The 18720-nt window shown below is 63.3% G+C and carries 17 protein-coding genes; 10 read left to right on the forward strand and 7 right to left on the reverse strand.

Features of this window, described 5'->3' with window-relative positions; genetic code table 11:
* Positions 1–267: 267 nt before the first annotated feature.
* Both R1T40_RS09325 and R1T40_RS09330 read left to right on the forward strand, forming a co-directional pair.
* Positions 268–423: a hypothetical protein gene (locus tag R1T40_RS09325; protein WP_165798099.1), complete on the forward strand. Its 156-nt coding sequence runs from the start codon at positions 268–270 to the stop codon at positions 421–423.
* 251 nt (positions 424–674) lie between these two features.
* Complete coding sequence (locus R1T40_RS09330) at positions 675–1442, forward strand: Hint domain-containing protein (RefSeq protein ID WP_106163123.1); 768 nt, start codon at positions 675–677, stop codon at positions 1440–1442.
* 74 nt (positions 1443–1516) lie between these two features.
* Here R1T40_RS09330 and R1T40_RS09335 read toward each other — a convergent pair whose 3' ends face one another.
* Positions 1517–2017 (reverse strand): Lrp/AsnC family transcriptional regulator, encoded by a 501-nt coding sequence (locus R1T40_RS09335; protein WP_317386712.1) that lies wholly within the window; start codon positions 2015–2017, stop codon positions 1517–1519.
* A gap of 244 nt (positions 2018–2261) precedes the next feature.
* Between R1T40_RS09335 and trxB the strand changes: the two genes are divergently transcribed.
* The 6 genes from trxB to R1T40_RS09365 all read left to right on the forward strand — a co-directional run bounded on the left by trxB (position 2262) and on the right by R1T40_RS09365 (position 10888).
* Entirely contained in the window at positions 2262–3203 is a 942-nt protein-coding gene (trxB, locus tag R1T40_RS09340) for a thioredoxin-disulfide reductase (RefSeq protein ID WP_317386713.1), read from the forward strand.
* Between the two features lie 476 nt (positions 3204–3679).
* Positions 3680–4708, forward strand: a complete 1029-nt coding sequence (locus R1T40_RS09345; RefSeq protein WP_106163008.1) for a fatty acid desaturase — start codon at positions 3680–3682, stop codon at positions 4706–4708.
* A 197-nt stretch (positions 4709–4905) separates the two neighbouring features.
* On the forward strand, positions 4906–6582 hold the full coding sequence (locus tag R1T40_RS09350; RefSeq protein ID WP_317386714.1) for an adenylate/guanylate cyclase domain-containing protein: 1677 nt from the start codon (positions 4906–4908) through the stop codon (positions 6580–6582).
* A 205-nt stretch (positions 6583–6787) separates the two neighbouring features.
* The gene (locus R1T40_RS09355) at positions 6788–8506 is read left to right on the forward strand and encodes a bifunctional sulfate adenylyltransferase/adenylylsulfate kinase (protein ID WP_317386715.1); all 1719 of its coding nucleotides are present in this window, start codon (positions 6788–6790) and stop codon (positions 8504–8506) included.
* Between the two features lie 275 nt (positions 8507–8781).
* Positions 8782–10266, forward strand: coding sequence for an inorganic phosphate transporter (locus R1T40_RS09360; RefSeq protein WP_317386716.1), 1485 nt, complete (start codon positions 8782–8784; stop codon positions 10264–10266).
* 124 nt (positions 10267–10390) lie between these two features.
* Positions 10391–10888 (forward strand): DUF6653 family protein, encoded by a 498-nt coding sequence (locus R1T40_RS09365; RefSeq protein ID WP_317386717.1) that lies wholly within the window; start codon positions 10391–10393, stop codon positions 10886–10888.
* Positions 10889–10918: 30 nt separating this feature from the next.
* Here the strand turns inward: R1T40_RS09365 and R1T40_RS09370 are convergent, their stop codons facing one another.
* The 6 genes from R1T40_RS09370 to R1T40_RS09395 form a co-directional block, all read right to left on the reverse strand.
* Positions 10919–11317: a GFA family protein gene (locus R1T40_RS09370; protein WP_106163013.1), complete on the reverse strand. Its 399-nt coding sequence runs from the start codon at positions 11315–11317 to the stop codon at positions 10919–10921.
* A gap of 227 nt (positions 11318–11544) precedes the next feature.
* Complete coding sequence (locus tag R1T40_RS09375; protein WP_317386718.1) at positions 11545–12435, reverse strand: PhzF family phenazine biosynthesis protein; 891 nt, start codon at positions 12433–12435, stop codon at positions 11545–11547.
* 272 nt (positions 12436–12707) lie between these two features.
* Positions 12708–13352: a DUF3885 domain-containing protein gene (locus R1T40_RS09380; RefSeq protein ID WP_317386719.1), complete on the reverse strand. Its 645-nt coding sequence runs from the start codon at positions 13350–13352 to the stop codon at positions 12708–12710.
* Between the two features lie 162 nt (positions 13353–13514).
* The gene (gene groL / locus R1T40_RS09385; protein WP_106163015.1) at positions 13515–15167 is read right to left on the reverse strand and encodes a chaperonin GroEL; all 1653 of its coding nucleotides are present in this window, start codon (positions 15165–15167) and stop codon (positions 13515–13517) included.
* A gap of 60 nt (positions 15168–15227) precedes the next feature.
* Positions 15228–15515 (reverse strand): co-chaperone GroES, encoded by a 288-nt coding sequence (locus R1T40_RS09390; RefSeq protein WP_106163016.1) that lies wholly within the window; start codon positions 15513–15515, stop codon positions 15228–15230.
* Between the two features lie 263 nt (positions 15516–15778).
* Complete coding sequence (locus R1T40_RS09395; protein ID WP_317386720.1) at positions 15779–16498, reverse strand: DUF2161 domain-containing phosphodiesterase; 720 nt, start codon at positions 16496–16498, stop codon at positions 15779–15781.
* Between the two features lie 70 nt (positions 16499–16568).
* Here R1T40_RS09395 and R1T40_RS09400 point away from each other — a divergent pair, with 70 nt between their 5' ends.
* Positions 16569–17672: a TraB/GumN family protein gene (locus R1T40_RS09400; RefSeq protein ID WP_317386721.1), complete on the forward strand. Its 1104-nt coding sequence runs from the start codon at positions 16569–16571 to the stop codon at positions 17670–17672.
* A complete protein-coding gene (locus R1T40_RS09405) occupies positions 17669–18712 on the forward strand; it encodes a TraB/GumN family protein (protein WP_317386722.1) in 1044 nt (347 codons plus the stop codon). Before R1T40_RS09400 ends, R1T40_RS09405 begins: the two co-directional genes overlap by 4 nt.
* Positions 18713–18720 lie beyond the last annotated feature (8 nt).

An 18720-nucleotide genomic window follows, 5' to 3' on the forward strand; every position in this document is an offset into this window, starting at 1 on the left:
TGGCCGCAGCCCGCGCATTGTGGCGGCGGCTTTGAAGTTCTGCCATAATTTGAATGCGTGATGACCGACCATCACCTTCCCCTGCGTAAGCCGCATCCACCACACTCAATAAATTCAATACCTTAAGGGCACATCCGGGCGATGGCGGACTTTTCCGCTGTTGAACCGCTGTTTCCACGCGCTGGCCATATTCAGACCGCAATATTCAACGAAAACTGACGGTAGAAAGAATTCAGTTGCCCGAATTTGGCGGACAGGAGATTTAGAATGCCCGCGCAGTCACGTTTTGTGAAATCCATCGTCGCCACGTCCAAGGCACAGGACATCCGCCTGCCCTGGACCCGTGGTGCGCCCCGCAAGGCCATGATTGCACGCCGCCGGAAAGACCTCGTTGACGCGACGCCTGTCGCGAAATCCGCCTGAACGATCCATCGATCGTTCGACAGAGCGGACCCGCCGGAGAAACCGGCCCACCTGCAGGCCACCTGCAGGCGCATTGCCCGTCCCGCCCTACGGCCGAGACGCTCGTTTCTGTGTCCGCCCCATGCTTTCTGCAGGCAGGGGGTGCGGATAACGGGCTGCTCTGGGCCGGGCAGGTTCTGGGCTGAAGATCACGCGCGATACCTTCGGTGGGGGCCGGAGGTCGCGCCCTTAGGGAAAGAAGGCCAAGCATGATGACCTTGCCCCAGTCGTTGCAGCGCGCTGCCGCAAATATTACCGAAACCCAACCGGTGTTGCGGGATCAGGCGGCCGCGCAGGCCGGACCGAAACCGCAGCTGCGCCGCTACGAGGTCGCCAGCCTGCTGCCCAATGGCAACCTGGCCGAGACCCGTCACATTGCGCCGGCGCTGCCGCTGTTCGAACAGGCCTTCTGCGCCTTCACCCGGGGCTCCTTGGTGGAGACGGACTTCGGTCCTGTGGCGATCGAGGATCTCTATCCCGGCGATCAGGTCCTGACCCGCGACGGCAGCTATCAGCCGTTGATCTGGAAAGGCATGACAACCCTGGTGCCCGGTCGCAAGGCTGCCACCGGCACGCGCCACGCCCTCACAAGTTTCATGGCCGACAGCCTCGGCATGGAGAAGCCGATGTCCTGTGTGATCAGCGGCCCCTCGGCACGGTTGCTACGCACCCCGGCCCACCTGCGCCACGCCGAGGGCGATGGCCCGCTGCTGACCCCGGTTACAGAGTTCCTCGACGGAATGAACATTGTCGAAACCACACCGCCAGCGCCGGTGGACATGTATCACCTCTGCCTTGCGCGCCATGCGGTGATCCGCGTCGGTGGGCTGGAGTTTGAAACCTACCATCCCGGCCTCGACGCGCTGCGGCTGGTCAGCTACCCGATCAAGACGCTCTTTCTGAACATGTTCCCGCATGTGGACAAGATCGCGGATTTTGGCCCGCTCGCCTTTGATCGCGCCCGCGCGCTGCAGGCCTGAGGCACAGACCCAACAAAAATGCCGCCCCTTTCATGAGGAGCGGCAGCAGGATGTTCTCAACCGGAGGTGCGAGGTTAGGCCTGACGCGCCAGCCGTGCCTCAAGCACATCGAAGGGCACGCCGGGTTCGTCCTTGGCGCCCCGAATGACCAATGAGGTCTTCACGCTGGCCACATTCGGCGTTGTCAGCAGATCGCTGGTCAGAAAGGCCTGAAAGGTGGACAGATCCGGTGCGACGCATTTCAGGATGAAATCCACCTCGCCGTTCAGCATGTGACACTCACGCACCAGCGGCCAGCTACGGCATTTTTCCTCAAAGGCCGTCAGCTCTGACTCCGCCTGGCTTTCCAGCCCGACCATGGCAAAGACCTGAACCTCGAATCCCAGCTCGCGGTCGTTCACTTCCGCGTGGTAGCCGCGGATCAATCCGGCCTCTTCCAAGGCGCGCACGCGGCGCAGACAGGGCGGCGCAGAAATTCCGACGCGTTTGGCCAGTTCGACATTCGTCATTCGGCCATCGGCCTGTAGCTCCGACAGAATCTTCCGGTCAATCGGGTCCAGACGTGTGGTGACCATTGGGGTGCTATCTCCTGAGAGTTGCGTTTCTTATAGCAGGGACGCAAATTCACGCAACATTATTTCACAAACTCACAACATTCTTCTAACACCCATCGCCCCGTGCACCGTGACCGGCCCAGAGAACGGGTCGCCCGGTTTGCACAGGGTGCATCAACGAGGGTCTTTAAGCATGCGCGCGCCGCAGTTATATGCAGTCTCCGACGGCGGCAAGACCGCAAACACTCAGACGTGGGGAAAAACCATGAGCGACACGCGCCACACCAAGGTCCTGATCATCGGCTCCGGCCCGGCCGGCTACACTGCCGCAGTCTACGCCAGCCGCGCGATGCTGGAACCGGTCCTGGTGCAGGGCATCGAGCCCGGCGGCCAGCTGACCACCACCACCGAGGTGGAGAACTGGCCCGGCCATACCGAGATCCAGGGCCCCGACCTGATGGTCAACATGGAAGCCCACGCCAAGGCGATGGGCACAGAGATCATCGGCGACATCATCACCTCGCTCGACACCTCCCAGCGCCCCTTCGTGGCCAAGGGTGACAGCGGCACCACCTACACGGCGGATGCGGTGATCCTGGCCACCGGCGCGCGCGCCAAATGGCTGGGCCTGCCGTCGGAAGAGAAGTTCAAGGGCTTTGGCGTTTCCGCCTGCGCCACCTGCGACGGCTTCTTCTATCGCGGTCAGGAAATCGTGGTGATCGGTGGCGGCAACACCGCCGTGGAAGAAGCGCTGTTCCTCACCAACTTCGCCTCCAAGGTCACCCTGATCCACCGTCGCGACGAGCTGCGCGCCGAAAAGATCCTGATCGACCGGCTGATGAAGAACCCCAAGATCGAGCCGCTGTGGTTCCACGAGCTGGAAGAGGTTGTCGGCACCGATGCGCCGCTTGGCGTCGAGGGCGTGCGGGTGAAACACACCAAGACCGGCGAGATCACCGAGATTGCCGCCAAGGGCGTCTTTGTCGCCATCGGTCACGCCCCCGCGACCGAACTGGTGAAGGACGTGCTGGAGACCCACAATGGCGGCTATGTGACGGTGAAACCCGGCTCCACCGAGACCTCGATCCCCGGTATTTTTGCCGCTGGTGACCTGACCGACCACAAATACCGTCAGGCGGTCACCTCTGCTGGCATGGGTTGCATGGCCGCACTCGACGCGGAACGGTTCCTGGCTGAGCAGGAGTAAACCGCGCTTCTGGCCCGTAACGCATCAGAACAGGCTCCCGCGGTCCCCCTCGGGAGCCTGTTCGCGACTGACCTCCAGCCGCCAGTGACAGCCATGGCGCGCGCGGCGGATGGCCTCAGCCTGCGGGAGCGTATCCGCGCCACCAGCCCGGCAAGCCCTTGAAATAGCGCCTTTATTCCTCCTACTCAGGGATACTTCAGCAGGCATTCAGGGCCTCGGATCCGGTCAAAAAGGCAACGGGCGGGGTTGACGGACTGCGTCGACTAGTCCACGGCGACAAGGCCGATGCGCGAAACGTCATTTTGTCTCGCTGACATTCAACCCGTTGCGACCCAGTGCGCTGGGTCGATCCTGATGTGAGGTGTCCAGATCGCCGAGGCGCTCACGACCCGGTCCGCGTCCTGCGGCAGCCGGACACTCTATCTCATCGCGCTTCGAGCCAGACCGGTTCGGGCCCTCCACCGGAGACTCCTGCCATGACCGCCCCACACCCCAGTGATGCAGCCGCAGACGCGCGGCGCTGGGTTCCCATCCTCGCGCGCTATCGCGACCCATCGGATCGCCGCAGCCTGCTGGAGATTGGCCTGACGCTCGGTCCGTTCCTGTTGCTTTGGGGTTTGGGGTGGTGGGCTCTGTCGATCAGCCCCTGGCTCGCCGTGCCCATCGCGATTTTCAACGGTTTCTTTCTGGTCCGGCTGTTCGTGATCCAGCATGACTGCGGTCATGGGGCCCTGTTCAGCAACAAGACGCTGGGCGATTGGGTCGGGCGCGCGCTTGGGGTGCTGACAGTCACCCCCTATGATGTCTGGCAGCGCATCCACGCCGCCCATCATGGCACCGCTGGCAACCTGGACCGCCGCGGCCCCGGCGAAGTCTACACGATGACCACCGCAGAATATCGCGCAGAATCGCGGCTGGGCCGCCTGCGGTATCGGCTTTATCGGCACCCAGTGGTACTGTTCGGGATCGGCCCTGCCTGGGTGTTCCTGTTCGAGAACCGCCTGCCCCTTGGTCTGATGCGCGCCGGTGCGCGCTATTGGGTCAGCGCGATGGGCACCAATATCGCCGTCTTCCTCGTGCTTGGTGCCGTCGTGATGTTCGGCGGGCTTGATCCGCTGCTGTTTCTGTTCCTTCCCACCACCGTCTGCGCCGCAACAATAGGCGTGTGGCTGTTCTATGTTCAGCACCAGTTCGAAGACACACTGTATGAACACGAGCCGGACTGGAACCTGCATGAGGTCGCCCTGCACGGCAGCTCGCATTACGACCTGCCCGCGCCGCTGCATTGGCTGACCGCCAACATCGGTCTGCATCACGTGCATCACCTCAACAGCCGCATTCCCTTCTATCGCCTTCCCGCCGTGCTGCGAGACCATCCCGGCCTTGAAGGTGCCCAGCGGCTCAGCCTCGGCGAAAGCCTGCGCTGCGTGCGACTGAAGCTCTGGGATGAAGAGCGTCGCCGGTTGGTCACACTGGCCGACGCCTTCACGCCGACACCCGCCTAAGCCCCTGCCGCGCCACAGCCCGCCGCCTATCGCAGGCCGGGCCGTGGCGCGGCAGCGACGCCCCGACATCCGGGGCCCGACCGATCCCCCTCCCTCGCATGGTTGAGAGATGCGCGGCCTGCAGCGCGTAGCGCAGAGGTGACAGGCCGCTCCGGATCGCCTACACCCAACCAGATAGCAACAGAGGCGGAACACCCGTGGCGCAGGCACTCTGGCGGGGCAACTGGATTCAACGCAGCAGACTGGTCTCCGGGCTGGTGCTGTTCACCTTCGCCTTTTTCCATTTTCTGAACGTCGCAGCCGGGCTGGTTTCGCCCGAGCTACTGGAAACGGTACAGGAAGCGCGCGAGGCGGTGACCAAGAACCCCGTTGGCCAGGTCGTCCTCTACGGGTCGCTCCTTGTGCATGCGGGACTGGCGCTCTGGCAGGTGGCCACCCGGCGCACCCTGCGGATGAGCTTCACCCAGTGGCTACAGCTGAGCCTCGGGATCCTCATTCCACTGCAACTGTTTCAGCACATCGTGCACACCAATTACGCCGCCCGCGTCTATGACTATCAGGACGAGATGTCCTCGGTGATCTTGATGCTCTGGAGCTCGCCCGAAGCGCTGCACCAATATCTGCTGTTGCTCGCGGTCTGGATACACGGCTGCATCGGCCTGCACATGTGGCTGCGCCTGACCCGCTGGTGGGCCGCATATGTGCCCTATATGATCGGTCTTGCGGTGCTGGTGCCTGCCCTGGCGCTGGCTGGTCTGGTGACCGAGGGGCGCCGGATGTGGGGGTTCTTTGCCGAAGATGGCTTTGCCGCGCAGATCATGGCGGATTACAACTGGCCCGACGCCGCCGGGTTTGCCCAACTGGCGACCATAAACAGCGCCAGTGTCTGCGTCTTCTTCGCCCTCTTGGGGCTGGCCTGCGGTGCCTACATCCTGCGTCGCCTGATAAAGCGCAGCCGCTCGGTGCGTATCACCTACGAAAACGGTCCAGCAATCACCGCCGACCGTGGCCTGACATTGCTGGAAATGTCACAGATGAAAGGCATACCCCATCCCTCGCTCTGTGGTGGCAAGGGGCGCTGTACCACCTGCCGGGTTGCCATCACCGATGGGGTCGAGGATCTCCCTCCCCCCAGCCCCGCCGAAGCACGCAGCCTCGCCGCCATCAACGCCGCCGACAATATGCGGCTGGCCTGCCAGATCCGCCCGACCTCGGCGCTGAGTGTGAAACGGGTCTATGCGCCACAGGGTCGCCGCCAGCTACATGCGGCACAGGGCGAGGAGAAAACCATCGCAGTGCTGTTCCTTGATATTCGCGGCTTCACCGCACGCTCTGCAGGCTTGCTGCCCTATGATGTTGTGTTTCTGCTGAACCGGTTCTTTGACGCCATCGTGCCCGAGGTCACCCGCGCCGGGGGGACCGTCGACAAATACATGGGCGACGGTATGCTTGCCCTGTTCGAGACACACACGCCTGACAGCTCTGCCGCAGCCGGGCTGACGGCGGCGGCCAATATCGGCGCGGCGCTTGCCCGCTTCAACCAGCTGCTGTCCTCCGAAGGCGAGGCGCCGGTGCGAATCGGCATGGGGCTGCATGTCGGCACGGTTGTGTTGGGCGAGATCGGCGCGGCCGGTCAGGCCCCGCGCACCCTGATCGGCGCGGCAGTCAATGCTGCCAGTCGGCTTGAGGCCAAGACCAAGGACCTTGGGGTCGAGCTTCTGGTCTCGCGCGCGGTGTTCGAGGCGGCGGAGCTACCGCATCCGGACATTGGGTATGAGACATTTGCCTTGCGCGGTGTCGATGCCCCCGTCGACGCGCTGCCCCTGCCCCGCGCATCAAGCCTCGATACGATGGTGGCCACGCTCCGCTCCTGAACCACTGGACCGACTGCGCGCGAAACCCGGCGAATTCTGTTCCGCACTTCGGCCGCTTTGGGTGAATGGTGATCCAAACGAGACAGTATATGCCCACGCTGTCCTTTTTTGAACGCGCTGGTGGACTTTGGTCATGTCAAGAAGCTATTGCCCATCCCGAGTGCTGCATTAGCGCAGACCCGACGCCAGACGAGAGAGACTAATTATGCCCATGTCGAGTAATTTGGCTCCGATCCCGGAGCTCTATGTATCTTATGACTCCGCGCAGAAACTGAAGATCGAAGCAGGCGAGTTGACCAGCCACGACCTGACTCCGCGCCAGATCTGCGACCTCGAACTTTTGATGAACGGCGGTTTCAACCCGCTCAAGGGGTTCCTCTCCGAAGAGGATTACAACGGCGTTGTCGAGAACATGCGCCTGGCCGACGGCCAGCTGTGGCCGATGCCTGTCACCCTTGATGTCTCCGAGGACTTCGCCGCCTCCATCGAGATCGGTCAGGACATCGCCCTGCGCGACCAGGAAGGTGTGATCCTCGCCACCATGACCGTCACCGACCGTTGGGAGCCGAACAAGTCCCGCGAGGCCGAAAAGGTCTTTGGCGCCGATGACGACGCGCATCCGGCAGTGAACTACCTGCACAACCAGGCCGGCAAGATCTACCTCGGCGGCCCTGTGACCGGCATCCAGCAGCCGATCCACTACGACTTCCGCGCCCGCCGCGACACCCCGAACGAGCTGCGCGCCTATTTCCGCAAGCTGGGCTGGCGCAAGGTCGTGGCCTTCCAAACCCGCAACCCGCTGCACCGCGCCCACCAGGAATTGACCTTCCGCGCCGCGCGCGAAGCGCAGGCCAACCTGCTGATCCACCCCGTGGTGGGCATGACCAAACCCGGCGATGTGGACCACTTCACCCGCGTGCGTTGCTACGAGGCAGTGCTGGACAAATACCCGGCAGCCACCACCTCCATGAGCCTCCTGAACCTGGCGATGCGCATGGCCGGCCCCCGCGAGGCGGTCTGGCACGGGCTGATCCGCAAGAACCACGGCTGCACCCACTTCATCGTTGGCCGCGACCACGCCGGCCCCGGCAAGAACTCCGCCGGCGAGGATTTCTACGGCCCCTATGACGCGCAGGACCTGTTCCGCGAACATCAGGACGAAATCGGCATCGAAATGGTCGACTTCAAGCACATGGTCTATGTGCAGGAGCGCGCCCAATACGAGCCCGCCGACGAGATCGCCGACAAGGATGACGTGACCATCCTCAACATCTCCGGCACCGAACTGCGTCGCCGCCTGTCCGAAGGTCTGGAAATCCCCGAGTGGTTCTCCTTCCCCGAAGTGGTGGAAGAGCTGCGCAAGACCAAGCCACCGCGCGCGCAACAGGGCTTTACCGTGTTCTTCACCGGCTTCTCGGGCTCCGGCAAGTCGACCATCGCCAACGCCCTGATGGTCAAGCTGATGGAAATGGGGGGCCGTCCGGTCACGCTGCTCGATGGTGACATCGTGCGCAAGAACCTCAGCTCCGAGCTGGGCTTCTCGAAAGAGCACCGCGATCTCAACATCAAGCGCATTGGCTATGTCGCATCCGAGATCACCAAGAACGGCGGCATCGCCATCTGCGCCCCGATCGCGCCCTATGCGGCCACCCGCCGCCACGTGCGCGAAGAGATCGAGCAGTTCGGCGCCTTTGTCGAGGTGCATGTCGCCACCACGATCGAGGAATGCGAACGTCGTGACCGCAAGGGCCTGTACAAGCTGGCGCGCGAGGGCAAGATCAAGGAATTCACCGGCATCTCCGACCCCTATGACGTGCCGCAGAACCCGGAGCTGAGCGTCGAGACCGAGAATGTCGAAGTCGACAATTGCGCCCATCAGGTTCTGCTGAAGCTGGAAAGCATGGGCCTCATCAACGGCAACTGATACCGCCGCTGAGCACCCGTTCAGAACACTCTCCCGGCCTTTGGCCGAGGCATCAGAAACCGCCCCGACAACAGTTGGGGCGGTTTTCCTTTTCCGCGGCCATCTGGACGGCGTGCTGCGCAGGTCATGTGCCCATCAGGGTCCAAAAGCAGGGCGCGGCTGCCTGCCCTGCAAGGACACAGCCGCATCTAATCTTCACCACCGCACAGGTCACGCATTGCCGGATTGTCATAAAACCGTTACACGCAGCTCGCGTGAAAAAACGGAGAGGCCAGGTGTCCCAAAACGATCTAGACCCGCGTCACCTTGAAACCCTGGACCGGGATCTCGACCGCCTGTCCTCGCTGGAACAGGCGACAGCCTATGTCGGGCGGTCCAATGTCGGGCTTGGAATTGCCTTCGTCTTCATCCTGATTGTCGCTGCCGCGACCGGGTTGATGCTGGGCGATGCCAACAACACCGTCATCGTGGTGATCGCTGCTGCCTTCGGGGCCTATATGGCCCTCAACATCGGCGCCAATGACGTCGCCAACAACATGGGCCCCGCCGTGGGCGCCAATGCAATGTCGATGGGGTTTGCCATCGTCGTGGCCGCCATCTTCGAAAGCGCCGGGGCGCTGATCGCGGGGGGCGATGTGGTTTCGACCATCGCCAAGGGCATCATCTCGCCGACCACCATGGCGACCTCCTCGATGTTCATCGCCGCGATGCTGTCGGCGCTTCTGGCCTCCGCGCTCTGGGTCAATCTCGCGACCTGGATCGGCGCACCTGTCTCCACCACCCATGCTGTGGTGGGCGGCGTGATGGGCGCCGGCATCGCCGCAGCCGGCTTTGCCGCCGTGAACTGGGCGCAGATGAGCGCCATTGCCGCCAGCTGGGTGATCTCGCCCATGCTCGGCGGGCTGATCGCGGCGGGTTTCTTGTGGTTCATCAAGTCGCGCATCATCTACCGCGATGACAAGATCGCCGCTGCCCGTGTCTGGGTACCGGTTCTTGTCGGCATCATGGGCGGCGCCTTTGCCGCTTATCTTTCGGTCAAGGGTCTGAAGAAACTGATCAAGATCGACCTGACCGATGCGATCATGATCGGCGTCGCCGTTGCCCTGCTGCTGTGGCTGGTGATGATCCCGGTGGTGCGCCGCCAGTCACGCGGCCTGGAAAACCGCAACAAATCGTTGAAGGTGCTGTTTGCGATCCCGCTGATCGTCTCCGCCGCGCTGCTCAGCTTTGCCCATGGGGCCAATGACGTGGCCAATGCGGTCGGCCCGCTCGCGGCGATCGTGCAGGCCTCCACCTCCGGCGATTTCACCCAAGCGGTCTCGATCCCTTTCTGGGTGATGATCATCGGCGCCTTCGGCATCTCCTTTGGCCTGTTCCTGTTTGGCCCCAAGCTGATCCGCATGGTCGGCAGCCAGATCACCAAGCTGAACCCGATGCGCGCCTACTGCGTGGCGCTGTCGGCGGCGATCACGGTTATCGTGGCGAGCGGGCTGGGCCTGCCGGTCAGCTCCACCCATATCGCCATCGGCGGGGTGTTCGGCGTCGGGTTCTTCCGCGAGTGGGACACCGAACGCCGCCTGCGCCGGGCCAAGGCCGTGACCCCCGATGCCCCGCGTGTGGGCGCCGCGGAACGGCGTCGTCGCAAGCTTGTGCGCCGGTCGCATTTCATGACCATCATCGCCGCATGGGTGATCACCGTTCCGGCTGCGGCAACCCTCTCGGGCGTATTGTTCATTGCCATCAATCGCATGATCGGCTGACCTCGGCCCACCACTGCAGGCGTGCAGTTCGATCACAACAACGGCCTGCCCCGGTGGCGGGCCGTTTTCATTTGTGCCCCGCCGTGCCTTAATGGCGCAGAACGTCGAGAGGGAAAGCACGCCAATGGCCAAGCGCAATGCCTTTCACCATACTGCGGCCATGATGGGCATGACACCGCAGGTCTGGGCCCGCCACGCCAATCCCTGGAGCGGCTGGAGCCGCCTGCCCGTGCTGCCGCTTCTCGCCCTGGCGGTCTGGAGCCGCGTCTGGTTCGGCTGGGGCGCGCTGCTGCCTGTAGCGCTGCTGCTGCTGTGGACCTGGCTCAACCCGAGGGTTTTCCCGGTTCCAGCTCGCACCGACAACTGGATGTCAGAGGGCGTCTTGGGTGAACAGCTCTGGCTGCAGCGCAGCGACACACCGGCGCTCGCCCACCATCGCAGGGTGGTCCATGCCCTGACGCTGGGTGGTCTCTGTGGTGGGCTTTTGTATTTCGCCGGTCTGGCAGTCTTGCATCCCGGGTTAACCGCGACCGGGCTGGCCATCACCATGCTGACCAAACTCTGGATGCTAGACCGAATGGTCTGGGTCCTGTGGGACTGCAGGGCGGAGGATGAGACCTGAGCCTCCGCCCCCGCCGCGACTAAAGCCGGATCACGTGGTGACGGGATGCCCGTCATACTGCTCTGCCGCGTCGCAAATCTCATACCAGGACGGCTTTTCCGCCACAAACTCGTGAAACCGATTGCGGATCTCAAGATCGCTGTCCAGCGCATGGGCCGAGATTGGAAAGCTCTCCTCCTCCGACAGGATCTCTCCCAATGAGGTGCCGCAGGTCCTGCAGAAACAACGGCCGTATGTATAAGGCGCCTCGGGCTGGTAACGCGCCACATTCTCGCGCCCCTGTACCCAGCTCACGCTGTCGCGTGCCACAAAAACCAGCACATTGGCCCCGACCTTGCGGCAGCGCGAGCAATGGCAGGTGCCCATCATCGACGGCGGCCGATCCAATGTGAACTGCACCGCGCCGCAACAACAGCTTCCCTCGATCATCCTGCCTCTTCCCGTATTTATTGAACTTGAAAAGAACAATACATGAACATTATGAGTTCAACAAGCGCTGTAACAGGCAGGTCAACGGATTTCGCTTCGACCTGCGTTCGAAGCGACCCGCGCCACGCGCGCCCAAAGGGCGCGCGTGGCGCGGGGCCCAACCGAGGGACGTGTCCCACAGGGGCATGACCCACGGGCGGGAGCCTCCCTGTGACGAATATGTACTCTTAGAGGGAGAGGTCTTCGGGCAAGGTGACACTGCCCCGCATCAACACAAACCCAGTGCCCCCGACGCACACGCCCTCGATGGCGTCTGGTGGTCCGATCCGCGTCACATGGGCCTGCCCGGGCCGCCCCATCAGGTGCCCCTGCTCCGCGACAAAGCTCTCTTTCTCCATCAGCCCATGGTGCCAGAGATAGGCCGCCATGGCGCCGGTGGCGGACCCTGTGAACGGATCTTCCGGCGGGCTTGGGGGCAACATCAGCAACCTCGAAAACGTGTCCCCCGCGCCGGTATACCCGTCAAGCGTCACCAGAAAGGGCTCCATGATATCGCTGCCATCTGCCCCCAGCGCCGCGCCCAGCGGCACCATCGCCTCGGCGTTCAGGCGGGCCGCTTTCAGTGCCGCGTGATCGTTCAGCACGGTGATGCAAAACGGCAGGCCGGTGGAGACCAACTGAGGCTGACCGATGATGGCGTCCTCCGGCAGGGACACCGCCGCCGCCACCAGTGCAAGGTCCGGCGCGGGGCCGAACTCCGGCGCCACCTGTTGCATGACGATCCGATCTCCCTCCAGCGCCACGGGCACGATCCCCGCCCCGGTCTCCAGTGTGATCCGATTGCCCGCGATCATGCCGCGATCCCGCATTGCCGCCACGGTGGCGATGGTGGGATGCCCGGCAAAGGGGATCTCGCGGCTGGCGAGGAAGTAGCGCACCCGGATATCCGCCACCTCAGAGGGGCCGGTAAAGGTGCATTCCACCAAGGAGGTCTCGCGCACATAGGCGCAGGCCACAGCTTCCGGCAGATGGGCCCCGCCATGCACCACCGCGCAGCCATTGCCGCCAAAGGGCCGGTCGGTGAAGGCATCGACCCAATCGAACTGAAACTCAGGCATCTCGTGCTCCTGCTGTGTCTTTGTGCTGCAGGCAAGCATCCCACCCCAAAAAGCTCAAGGTCGCAGTTCTGTGCCGATACAATAGATGCATCTCGACAGGCTCGGTGCTGTTCACTCAGGCGGTACACAAACTCGGGGCGGGCCAGCGGGGTTTCGCTTCGACCTGCGTTCGAAGCGACTCGCGCCACGCGCGCCCTTTGGGCGCGCGTGGCGCCGGGCCCAACCGGAGGACAGGTCCCGCAGGGGCATGGCCCACGGGCGGGAGCGCCCCCTCAGCCCTCAAAGGCAGCGCGCATTTCATCGATCCGAAATGTCTGCAACCAGTCGTGATACTCTTGGTAGAGTGGGACCAGCGTCTCCTTCCGGGTCGCTGACACATCCATGCCGCTATCATCATAAGGGTGAAGAACCAGCCCCCGCGCAAAATCCACGACATAGATATCTGCGGACACGGTCGGTCGCACCCCCACCTCGGCGCCGAGGGTCAGCCAAAGCACTTCGCGCAGCTGCCATCGCTCCTTCAGGATCGTTGCATCCCAGTGACGATAAATATCGCCGGTAAAGTCGTCCGAGTCCTCCTGAAACACCTTGCCGAGATACTGGAAGTCGGAGGGCCTGAGGGGTGTTTTCTTATAGGGTTTCAGGCGCTTCTTCCTGGCCTTTTCATCCCCATAATCCGATGACAGCAGCCACAGCTCCTCCGTGTCGCGAAACAGCCAGGAGGCCACCGCATCGGCCCGCTCGAACGCCTGAATGAACCGCCGCAGACACAAGGAATCAGAAACATCGTCTCCGCCAAGCTCAAAGCGCAGACAGTGGTCCCAGTCACGAAACAGATTGTGTGAGAAGTCCGTGCAGGGAAACACCGGCGAAAAGGACCCCAGGATATTATCGGTGGACGGGATCGCCTTGGCCATGCCTGCACGGGCCTCAAAACTACCTTGTGTCGGGGCAAACTATCCATATGGCAACCGCAAGATCAGCCATTTCGACAGGGTATGGTGAAACAGAAAAGGGCCGCCCGAAGGCGACCCCATCCCGACCCTTGCGGGTCAGACATCCAGACTGGATGGCGTGATTTACATCATGCCGCCCATGCCGCCCATGCCGCCCATGTCGGGCATGCCGCCACCGGCAGCTGCGCCTTCTTTGGCGGGCTTGTCGGCAACCATGGCTTCGGTGGTGATCAGCAGGCCAGCGATCGAGGCCGCATCTTCCAGAGCGGTCCGGGTCACTTTGGCCGGGTCGATCACACCGTAGGAGAACATGTCGCCATATTCGCCGGTCTGAGCGTTGTAACCGAAGGTCTTGTCGTCGGATTCGCGGATCTTGCCGGCAACCACGGCACCGTCAACACCGGCGTTTTCGGCGATCTGGCGCAGCGGCGCTTCGAGAGCGCGACGCACGATTGCGATACCGGCGTTCTGATCGGAGTTCTCACCGGTCAGACCTTCGAGAGCCTTGCCGCCCTGAACCAGAGCAACACCGCCACCGACGATCACGCCTTCCTGCACAGCAGCGCGGGTCGCGTTCAGAGCATCGTCCACACGGTCCTTGCGCTCTTTCACTTCGGTTTCGGTCATGCCACCGACGCGGATCACGGCAACACCGCCTGCCAGTTTGGCAACGCGCTCTTGCAGCTTCTCTTTGTCGTAGTCGGAGGTGGTCTCTTCGATCTGGTTACGGATCTGAGCAACACGTGCTTCGATCTCGGCCTTCTCGCCTGCACCGTCAACGATGGTGGTCTCGTCCTTGGTGATCTGAACCTTCTTGGCGGTGCCAAGCATGTCCATGGTCACGGACTCGAGCTTCATGCCGAGGTCTTCGGAGATCACCTGGCCGCCGGTCAGGATCGCGATGTCCTGCAGCATGGCCTTGCGACGGTCGCCAAAGCCCGGTGCCTTGACAGCAGAGATCTTCAGGCCGCCGCGCAGCTTGTTGACAACCAGGGTTGCCAGCGCTTCGCCTTCGACGTCTTCTGCAATGATCAGCAGAGGCTTCTGCGACTGGATCACCTGCTCCAGCAGCGGAACCATCGGCTGCAGGGAGGAGAGTTTCTTCTCGTGCAGCAGGATCATGCAGTCGTCGAGTTCTGCAGTCATCTTGTCAGCGTTGGTCACGAAGTAGGGGGACAGGTAGCCGCGGTCGAACTGCATGCCCTCGACCACGTCGGTCTCGGTTTCCATGCCTTTGTTCTCTTCGACGGTGATGACACCCTCGTTGCCGACTTTCTGCATCGCGTCTGCGATCTGACGGCCGATCTCGGCTTCGCCGTTGGCGGAGATGGTGCCAACCTGCGCAACTTCAGCGGAATCGTTGACCGGACGGGCCATCTCTTTGATCGCTGCGACGACTTTCGTGGTCGCCATGTCGATGCCGCGCTTCAGGTCCATCGGGTTCAGGCCAGCAGCAACCTGCTTCAGGCCTTCTTTGACGATGGCCTGCGCCAGCACGGTTGCGGTGGTGGTGCCGTCGCCTGCTTCGTCGTTGGTACGGGAAGCAACTTCCTTCACCATCTGGGCGCCCATGTTCTCGAACTTGTCTTCCAGTTCGATTTCCTTCGCCACGGACACACCGTCTTTGGTGATGCGCGGGGAGCCGAAGGATTTCTCCAGAACCACGTTACGGCCTTTGGGGCCCAGGGTTACTTTGACAGCGTCTGCGAGGGTGTTGACACCCTTCAGCATACGGTTGCGGGCATCGGTGTCGAATTTGACGTCCTTAGCAGCCATTTTTCAGTCTCCTTGAGAATACTGTATCTATGCGATGGAGGATGTGTCGGAGCCGGTGGCTCAGACGATCACACCCATGATGTCGCTCTCTTTCATCATCAGCAGCTCTTCGCCGTCGACGGTGACTTCGGTCCCGGACCACTTGCCGAACAGGACTTTGTCGCCCTCTTTCACGGCCATCGCGATCAGTTCGCCGCTGTCCTTGCGCGCGCCATCGCCACACGAGACAACTACGCCCTCGGACGGTTTTTCCTTGGCGCTGTCGGGAATGATCAGACCACCAGCGGTTTTTTCTTCGCTTTCGGTACGGCGAACCAGCACGCGGTCATGAAGCGGTTTCAATGCCATCTTTGCAGCTCCTCAAAAGGCTCAAAGTGTTTTCCTTACCCCACGCCCATCATGGGCCGCGAGGACGTTGGCACTCACCTTAGTCGAGTGCTAACTGCCGGATAGTTAGGCAGTGAGAATTGGCCTGTCAACCAATCCCTGCATGAAACTTGGTGGAATTTTTGTGACGGCCGGACCTGTGCGCGGATACCGGAATGCAAGGGGCTCTGGATTGCGCATTTGGCGATATATTTATCGTCATCTGCCCCTGCAAGCGGACCGCCTCAACGCGCCACCGATCCAGATCCCGACCCTGAGTCGGTGTCTGTCTCCGTGCGGGCCGTCTGTGGCTCCGGCCAGTCCAGATGCTCCGCCCGCCCCGTCTCGGTCAGGGCATAGATGCCCTTGGCCGCCCGCTCGAACCAGCCGTAATGGTTGGAGTACATCACCTGCGTGGCGCGGCTGACGCCGGTGGCGCGGGCGATCTCGGCCCCGCGCGATGGGCCATGGGCCGCAAGGTGACGCGCGCAGGCCAGCGCGTCCTGCCGGTAGCCGGTCATCAACCCGCCCCGCGTGGCGCCGCCGGTGTTGGGGTCCCCCTGGATGCGGGCAAATTCACGCAGCAGCCGTGCGGTTTTCACCTTGGATTTACGCGGCGCGTAGGGGCCGGGATCGCAATGCACCTCGGTGCGGCCATCCGCGCGCACCGTGATCAGCCCGAGGCCAAGCCGCCGGCAGAGCGCCAGATTGTCCTTCAGCGCCCGGCGCGCGGTCTTGCCGCTGGGGCGCGGCACCGCGAGATACACCAGATCGGTGACCGCAAGCCGCGTCACCGCCTGATGGAACAGCGACAGGGTGAAGCGCAGCTTCAGCTCCACCACCACCGGCGGCTCCGCGCCGCGCAGCGCCACCACATCGGCGGCACCCACCTCGCCCTTCACGGTATAGCCCTGCCCTTCGAACAGCGCCTTCACCGGGGCGTAGAGATCTTGTTCACGTTCCATCCCGGCCATGCTTGCCCCGCCCCGGCGGCAATGGCAATGTGAGACAAATGAAAAAACCGAGCGGTGAGTCATGACCGGACTATTCTCTCGCCTCCGCCCTGCCCCGGCATGGACGGTGGAGACCTTTGGGCATGGCTGCGCGCTGCGCAACAAACCCGCGCGCCCGTCCTTGCAAGCTTCGCTGCGGCTCTGGGCATCCGCATTTCTGATCGGCCCGATGCTGGCGGGCACCGCCCTTCAGGCCGCCTGTTCCGGCACCGACCTGCGCGCCACCGCCCCCCCGGAGATCCGCGCCGAGGTGGACGCGGAGCTGGCGCAGACCCCCTATGCGGAGGGGCTCAGCTGGATCGCCACACGGGGCGAGCGGCGGTTGCATATCATCGGCACCATGCACCTGAACGACCCCCGTCACGCCGCGCTGGTGGCGCATATGACGCCGGTGGTGGAAGGCGCCGATGCCGTGCTGCTGGAGGTGAACCGCGCCGACAAGGCCGCGCTGAACCGCACCCTGGCCGAAACGCCGTCAATGATGTTCATCACCGAAGGGCCAACCCTGATTGATCGCCTGCCCGAAGAGGACTGGCAGCAGATCGCCGATCAGGCCCGCGCCGCCGGGGTGCCTGCCTTCATGGCGGCCAAGATGCGGCCCTGGTTCCTGACCATGTCCCTGTCGGTGCCGCAATGCGCCCGCACGATCAAGGATGTGACGCGCGGCCTCGACATGCAGCTGATGGAGGTGGCCGAGGAAGCCGCCGTCCCGACTCTGTCGCTTGAGGATCCGCTGAGCGTGTTTCAGCTGCTCGACGCCGCCCCGCTGGAGCAGCAGGTGGCGGAGCTGCGCGGCTATATCGCCATGATGGGCGTGGGGCCGGACGACTTCTACACGATGGTGGAAAGCTACTTTGACGGCGCGGTGCAGGAATTCACACTGCTGCAGCTGAAGGACTATCTGACCGCGGAAAGCAGCCTCTCCGAGGCCGAGCGGCAGGCACAGGTGGATGAGCTGATGGAGCTGCTGCTCTACCAACGCAACCGCAACTGGATCCCGGTGATCGAGGCCACGCAGGGATCACGGCTGGTGGTGGCCGTTGGCGCCGCGCATCTTCCCGGCACGCAGGGGGTGCTGGCCCTCTTGGACGCAGAGGGCTACGAGATCGAAGAGGCACCACTATGACCGGCACCGCCACGCTGTCTGTGCTACGGGCAATGGCCCGCCGCCTGCCCCGGGGCATGATGGCCGCCACGCTGGCGCTGTCCCTGCTCACCGGGGTTGACCGCGCCGAGGCGCGTTGCTCCGGCATCGACCTGCGGGATCACCTGACTGACAGCGCCCGCAGCCGGCTCGACAGTGACCTTGGCAAGGTGCCCTTTGCCATCGGCAACCACTGGATCGCCACCCGCGGCGCGCAGCGGATCGATATCGTCGGCACCCAGCACAGCGGCGATGCGCGCATGGCAAAGACCGTGCGGCAGTTGCGTCCGCTGATCCGGCAGGCCGACGCGGTATTTCTGGAGGTCACCGAGACGCAGATGCAGGCGGCAGATGGCGATCAGGGTGCCTTTGCGCGCTATTTTCTGTTGCGACCGGGCCAGCAACTGGACCGGATGATGCCCGCCGCCGACTGGCGGTTGCTGACCGCCCGCCTGGCGCTCTACGGGATCACGGCAGAGGCCGCCAAACGGATGCAGCCGTGGTATATCTCCGATTTCCTCACCGGAACCGATTGCCGCAAGCGCGGCTTTGGCGCCCGGCGTGGGCTCGACGACCGCATTGAGCGCAGCGCCCGAAACGCCGGCATCCCGACGCTGGGTCTGGAGGCGCCGGAAAGCGGCCTTGCTGCGCTGGCCTCCATGCCGCTGGCGGATCAGGTCAAGATGCTGCGCCTCGATCTGCGCAGCGAGACCCGGCACGAAGACCTCTATGTCACCCTCTCCGAATCCTATTTCGACGACCGGCTGACCGAGGGGCGCATTGTCATGAGCTGGATGATCTACCGCGACCTCGACGTGCCGCGCCGCGAGGTCCACCGGCTGCTCGCCAGCTTTGACCGGGCCGTGCTGACCCAGCGCAATCGCGCCTGGGTCAAACACCTGCGCGCCCGCCAGGACCCCCATCTGATTGTCGCCGTCGGCGCGGCGCATCTGGCCGGGGACACCGGTGTGCTGAACCTGCTGCAACGGGCCGGGTATCAGCTGACCCCGGCCCGCAACTGATCCGGCCT

This window comes from Tritonibacter scottomollicae (assembly GCF_032924845.1).
Taxonomy (GTDB): Bacteria; Pseudomonadota; Alphaproteobacteria; order Rhodobacterales; family Rhodobacteraceae; genus Epibacterium; species Epibacterium scottomollicae.

What these genes read in the sequence shown, in the direction of transcription:
- R1T40_RS09325 (WP_165798099.1), top strand. Translation starts at nt 268, where the DNA reads ATGCCCGCGCAGTCACGTTTTGTGAAATCCATCGTCGCCACGTCCAAG.
- R1T40_RS09330 (WP_106163123.1), top strand. Translation starts at nt 675, where the DNA reads ATGACCTTGCCCCAGTCGTTGCAGCGCGCTGCCGCAAATATTACCGAA.
- R1T40_RS09335 (WP_317386712.1), bottom strand. Translation starts at nt 2,017, where the DNA reads ATGGTCACCACACGTCTGGACCCGATTGACCGGAAGATTCTGTCGGAG.
- trxB (WP_317386713.1), top strand. Translation starts at nt 2,262, where the DNA reads ATGAGCGACACGCGCCACACCAAGGTCCTGATCATCGGCTCCGGCCCG.
- R1T40_RS09345 (WP_106163008.1), top strand. Translation starts at nt 3,680, where the DNA reads ATGACCGCCCCACACCCCAGTGATGCAGCCGCAGACGCGCGGCGCTGG.
- R1T40_RS09355 (WP_317386715.1), top strand. Translation starts at nt 6,788, where the DNA reads ATGCCCATGTCGAGTAATTTGGCTCCGATCCCGGAGCTCTATGTATCT.
- R1T40_RS09365 (WP_317386717.1), top strand. Translation starts at nt 10,391, where the DNA reads ATGGCCAAGCGCAATGCCTTTCACCATACTGCGGCCATGATGGGCATG.
- R1T40_RS09370 (WP_106163013.1), bottom strand. Translation starts at nt 11,317, where the DNA reads ATGATCGAGGGAAGCTGTTGTTGCGGCGCGGTGCAGTTCACATTGGAT.
- R1T40_RS09375 (WP_317386718.1), bottom strand. Translation starts at nt 12,435, where the DNA reads ATGCCTGAGTTTCAGTTCGATTGGGTCGATGCCTTCACCGACCGGCCC.
- R1T40_RS09380 (WP_317386719.1), bottom strand. Translation starts at nt 13,352, where the DNA reads ATGGCCAAGGCGATCCCGTCCACCGATAATATCCTGGGGTCCTTTTCG.
- groL (WP_106163015.1), bottom strand. Translation starts at nt 15,167, where the DNA reads ATGGCTGCTAAGGACGTCAAATTCGACACCGATGCCCGCAACCGTATG.
- R1T40_RS09390 (WP_106163016.1), bottom strand. Translation starts at nt 15,515, where the DNA reads ATGGCATTGAAACCGCTTCATGACCGCGTGCTGGTTCGCCGTACCGAA.
- R1T40_RS09395 (WP_317386720.1), bottom strand. Translation starts at nt 16,498, where the DNA reads ATGGAACGTGAACAAGATCTCTACGCCCCGGTGAAGGCGCTGTTCGAA.
- R1T40_RS09400 (WP_317386721.1), top strand. Translation starts at nt 16,569, where the DNA reads ATGACCGGACTATTCTCTCGCCTCCGCCCTGCCCCGGCATGGACGGTG.
- R1T40_RS09405 (WP_317386722.1), top strand. Translation starts at nt 17,669, where the DNA reads ATGACCGGCACCGCCACGCTGTCTGTGCTACGGGCAATGGCCCGCCGC.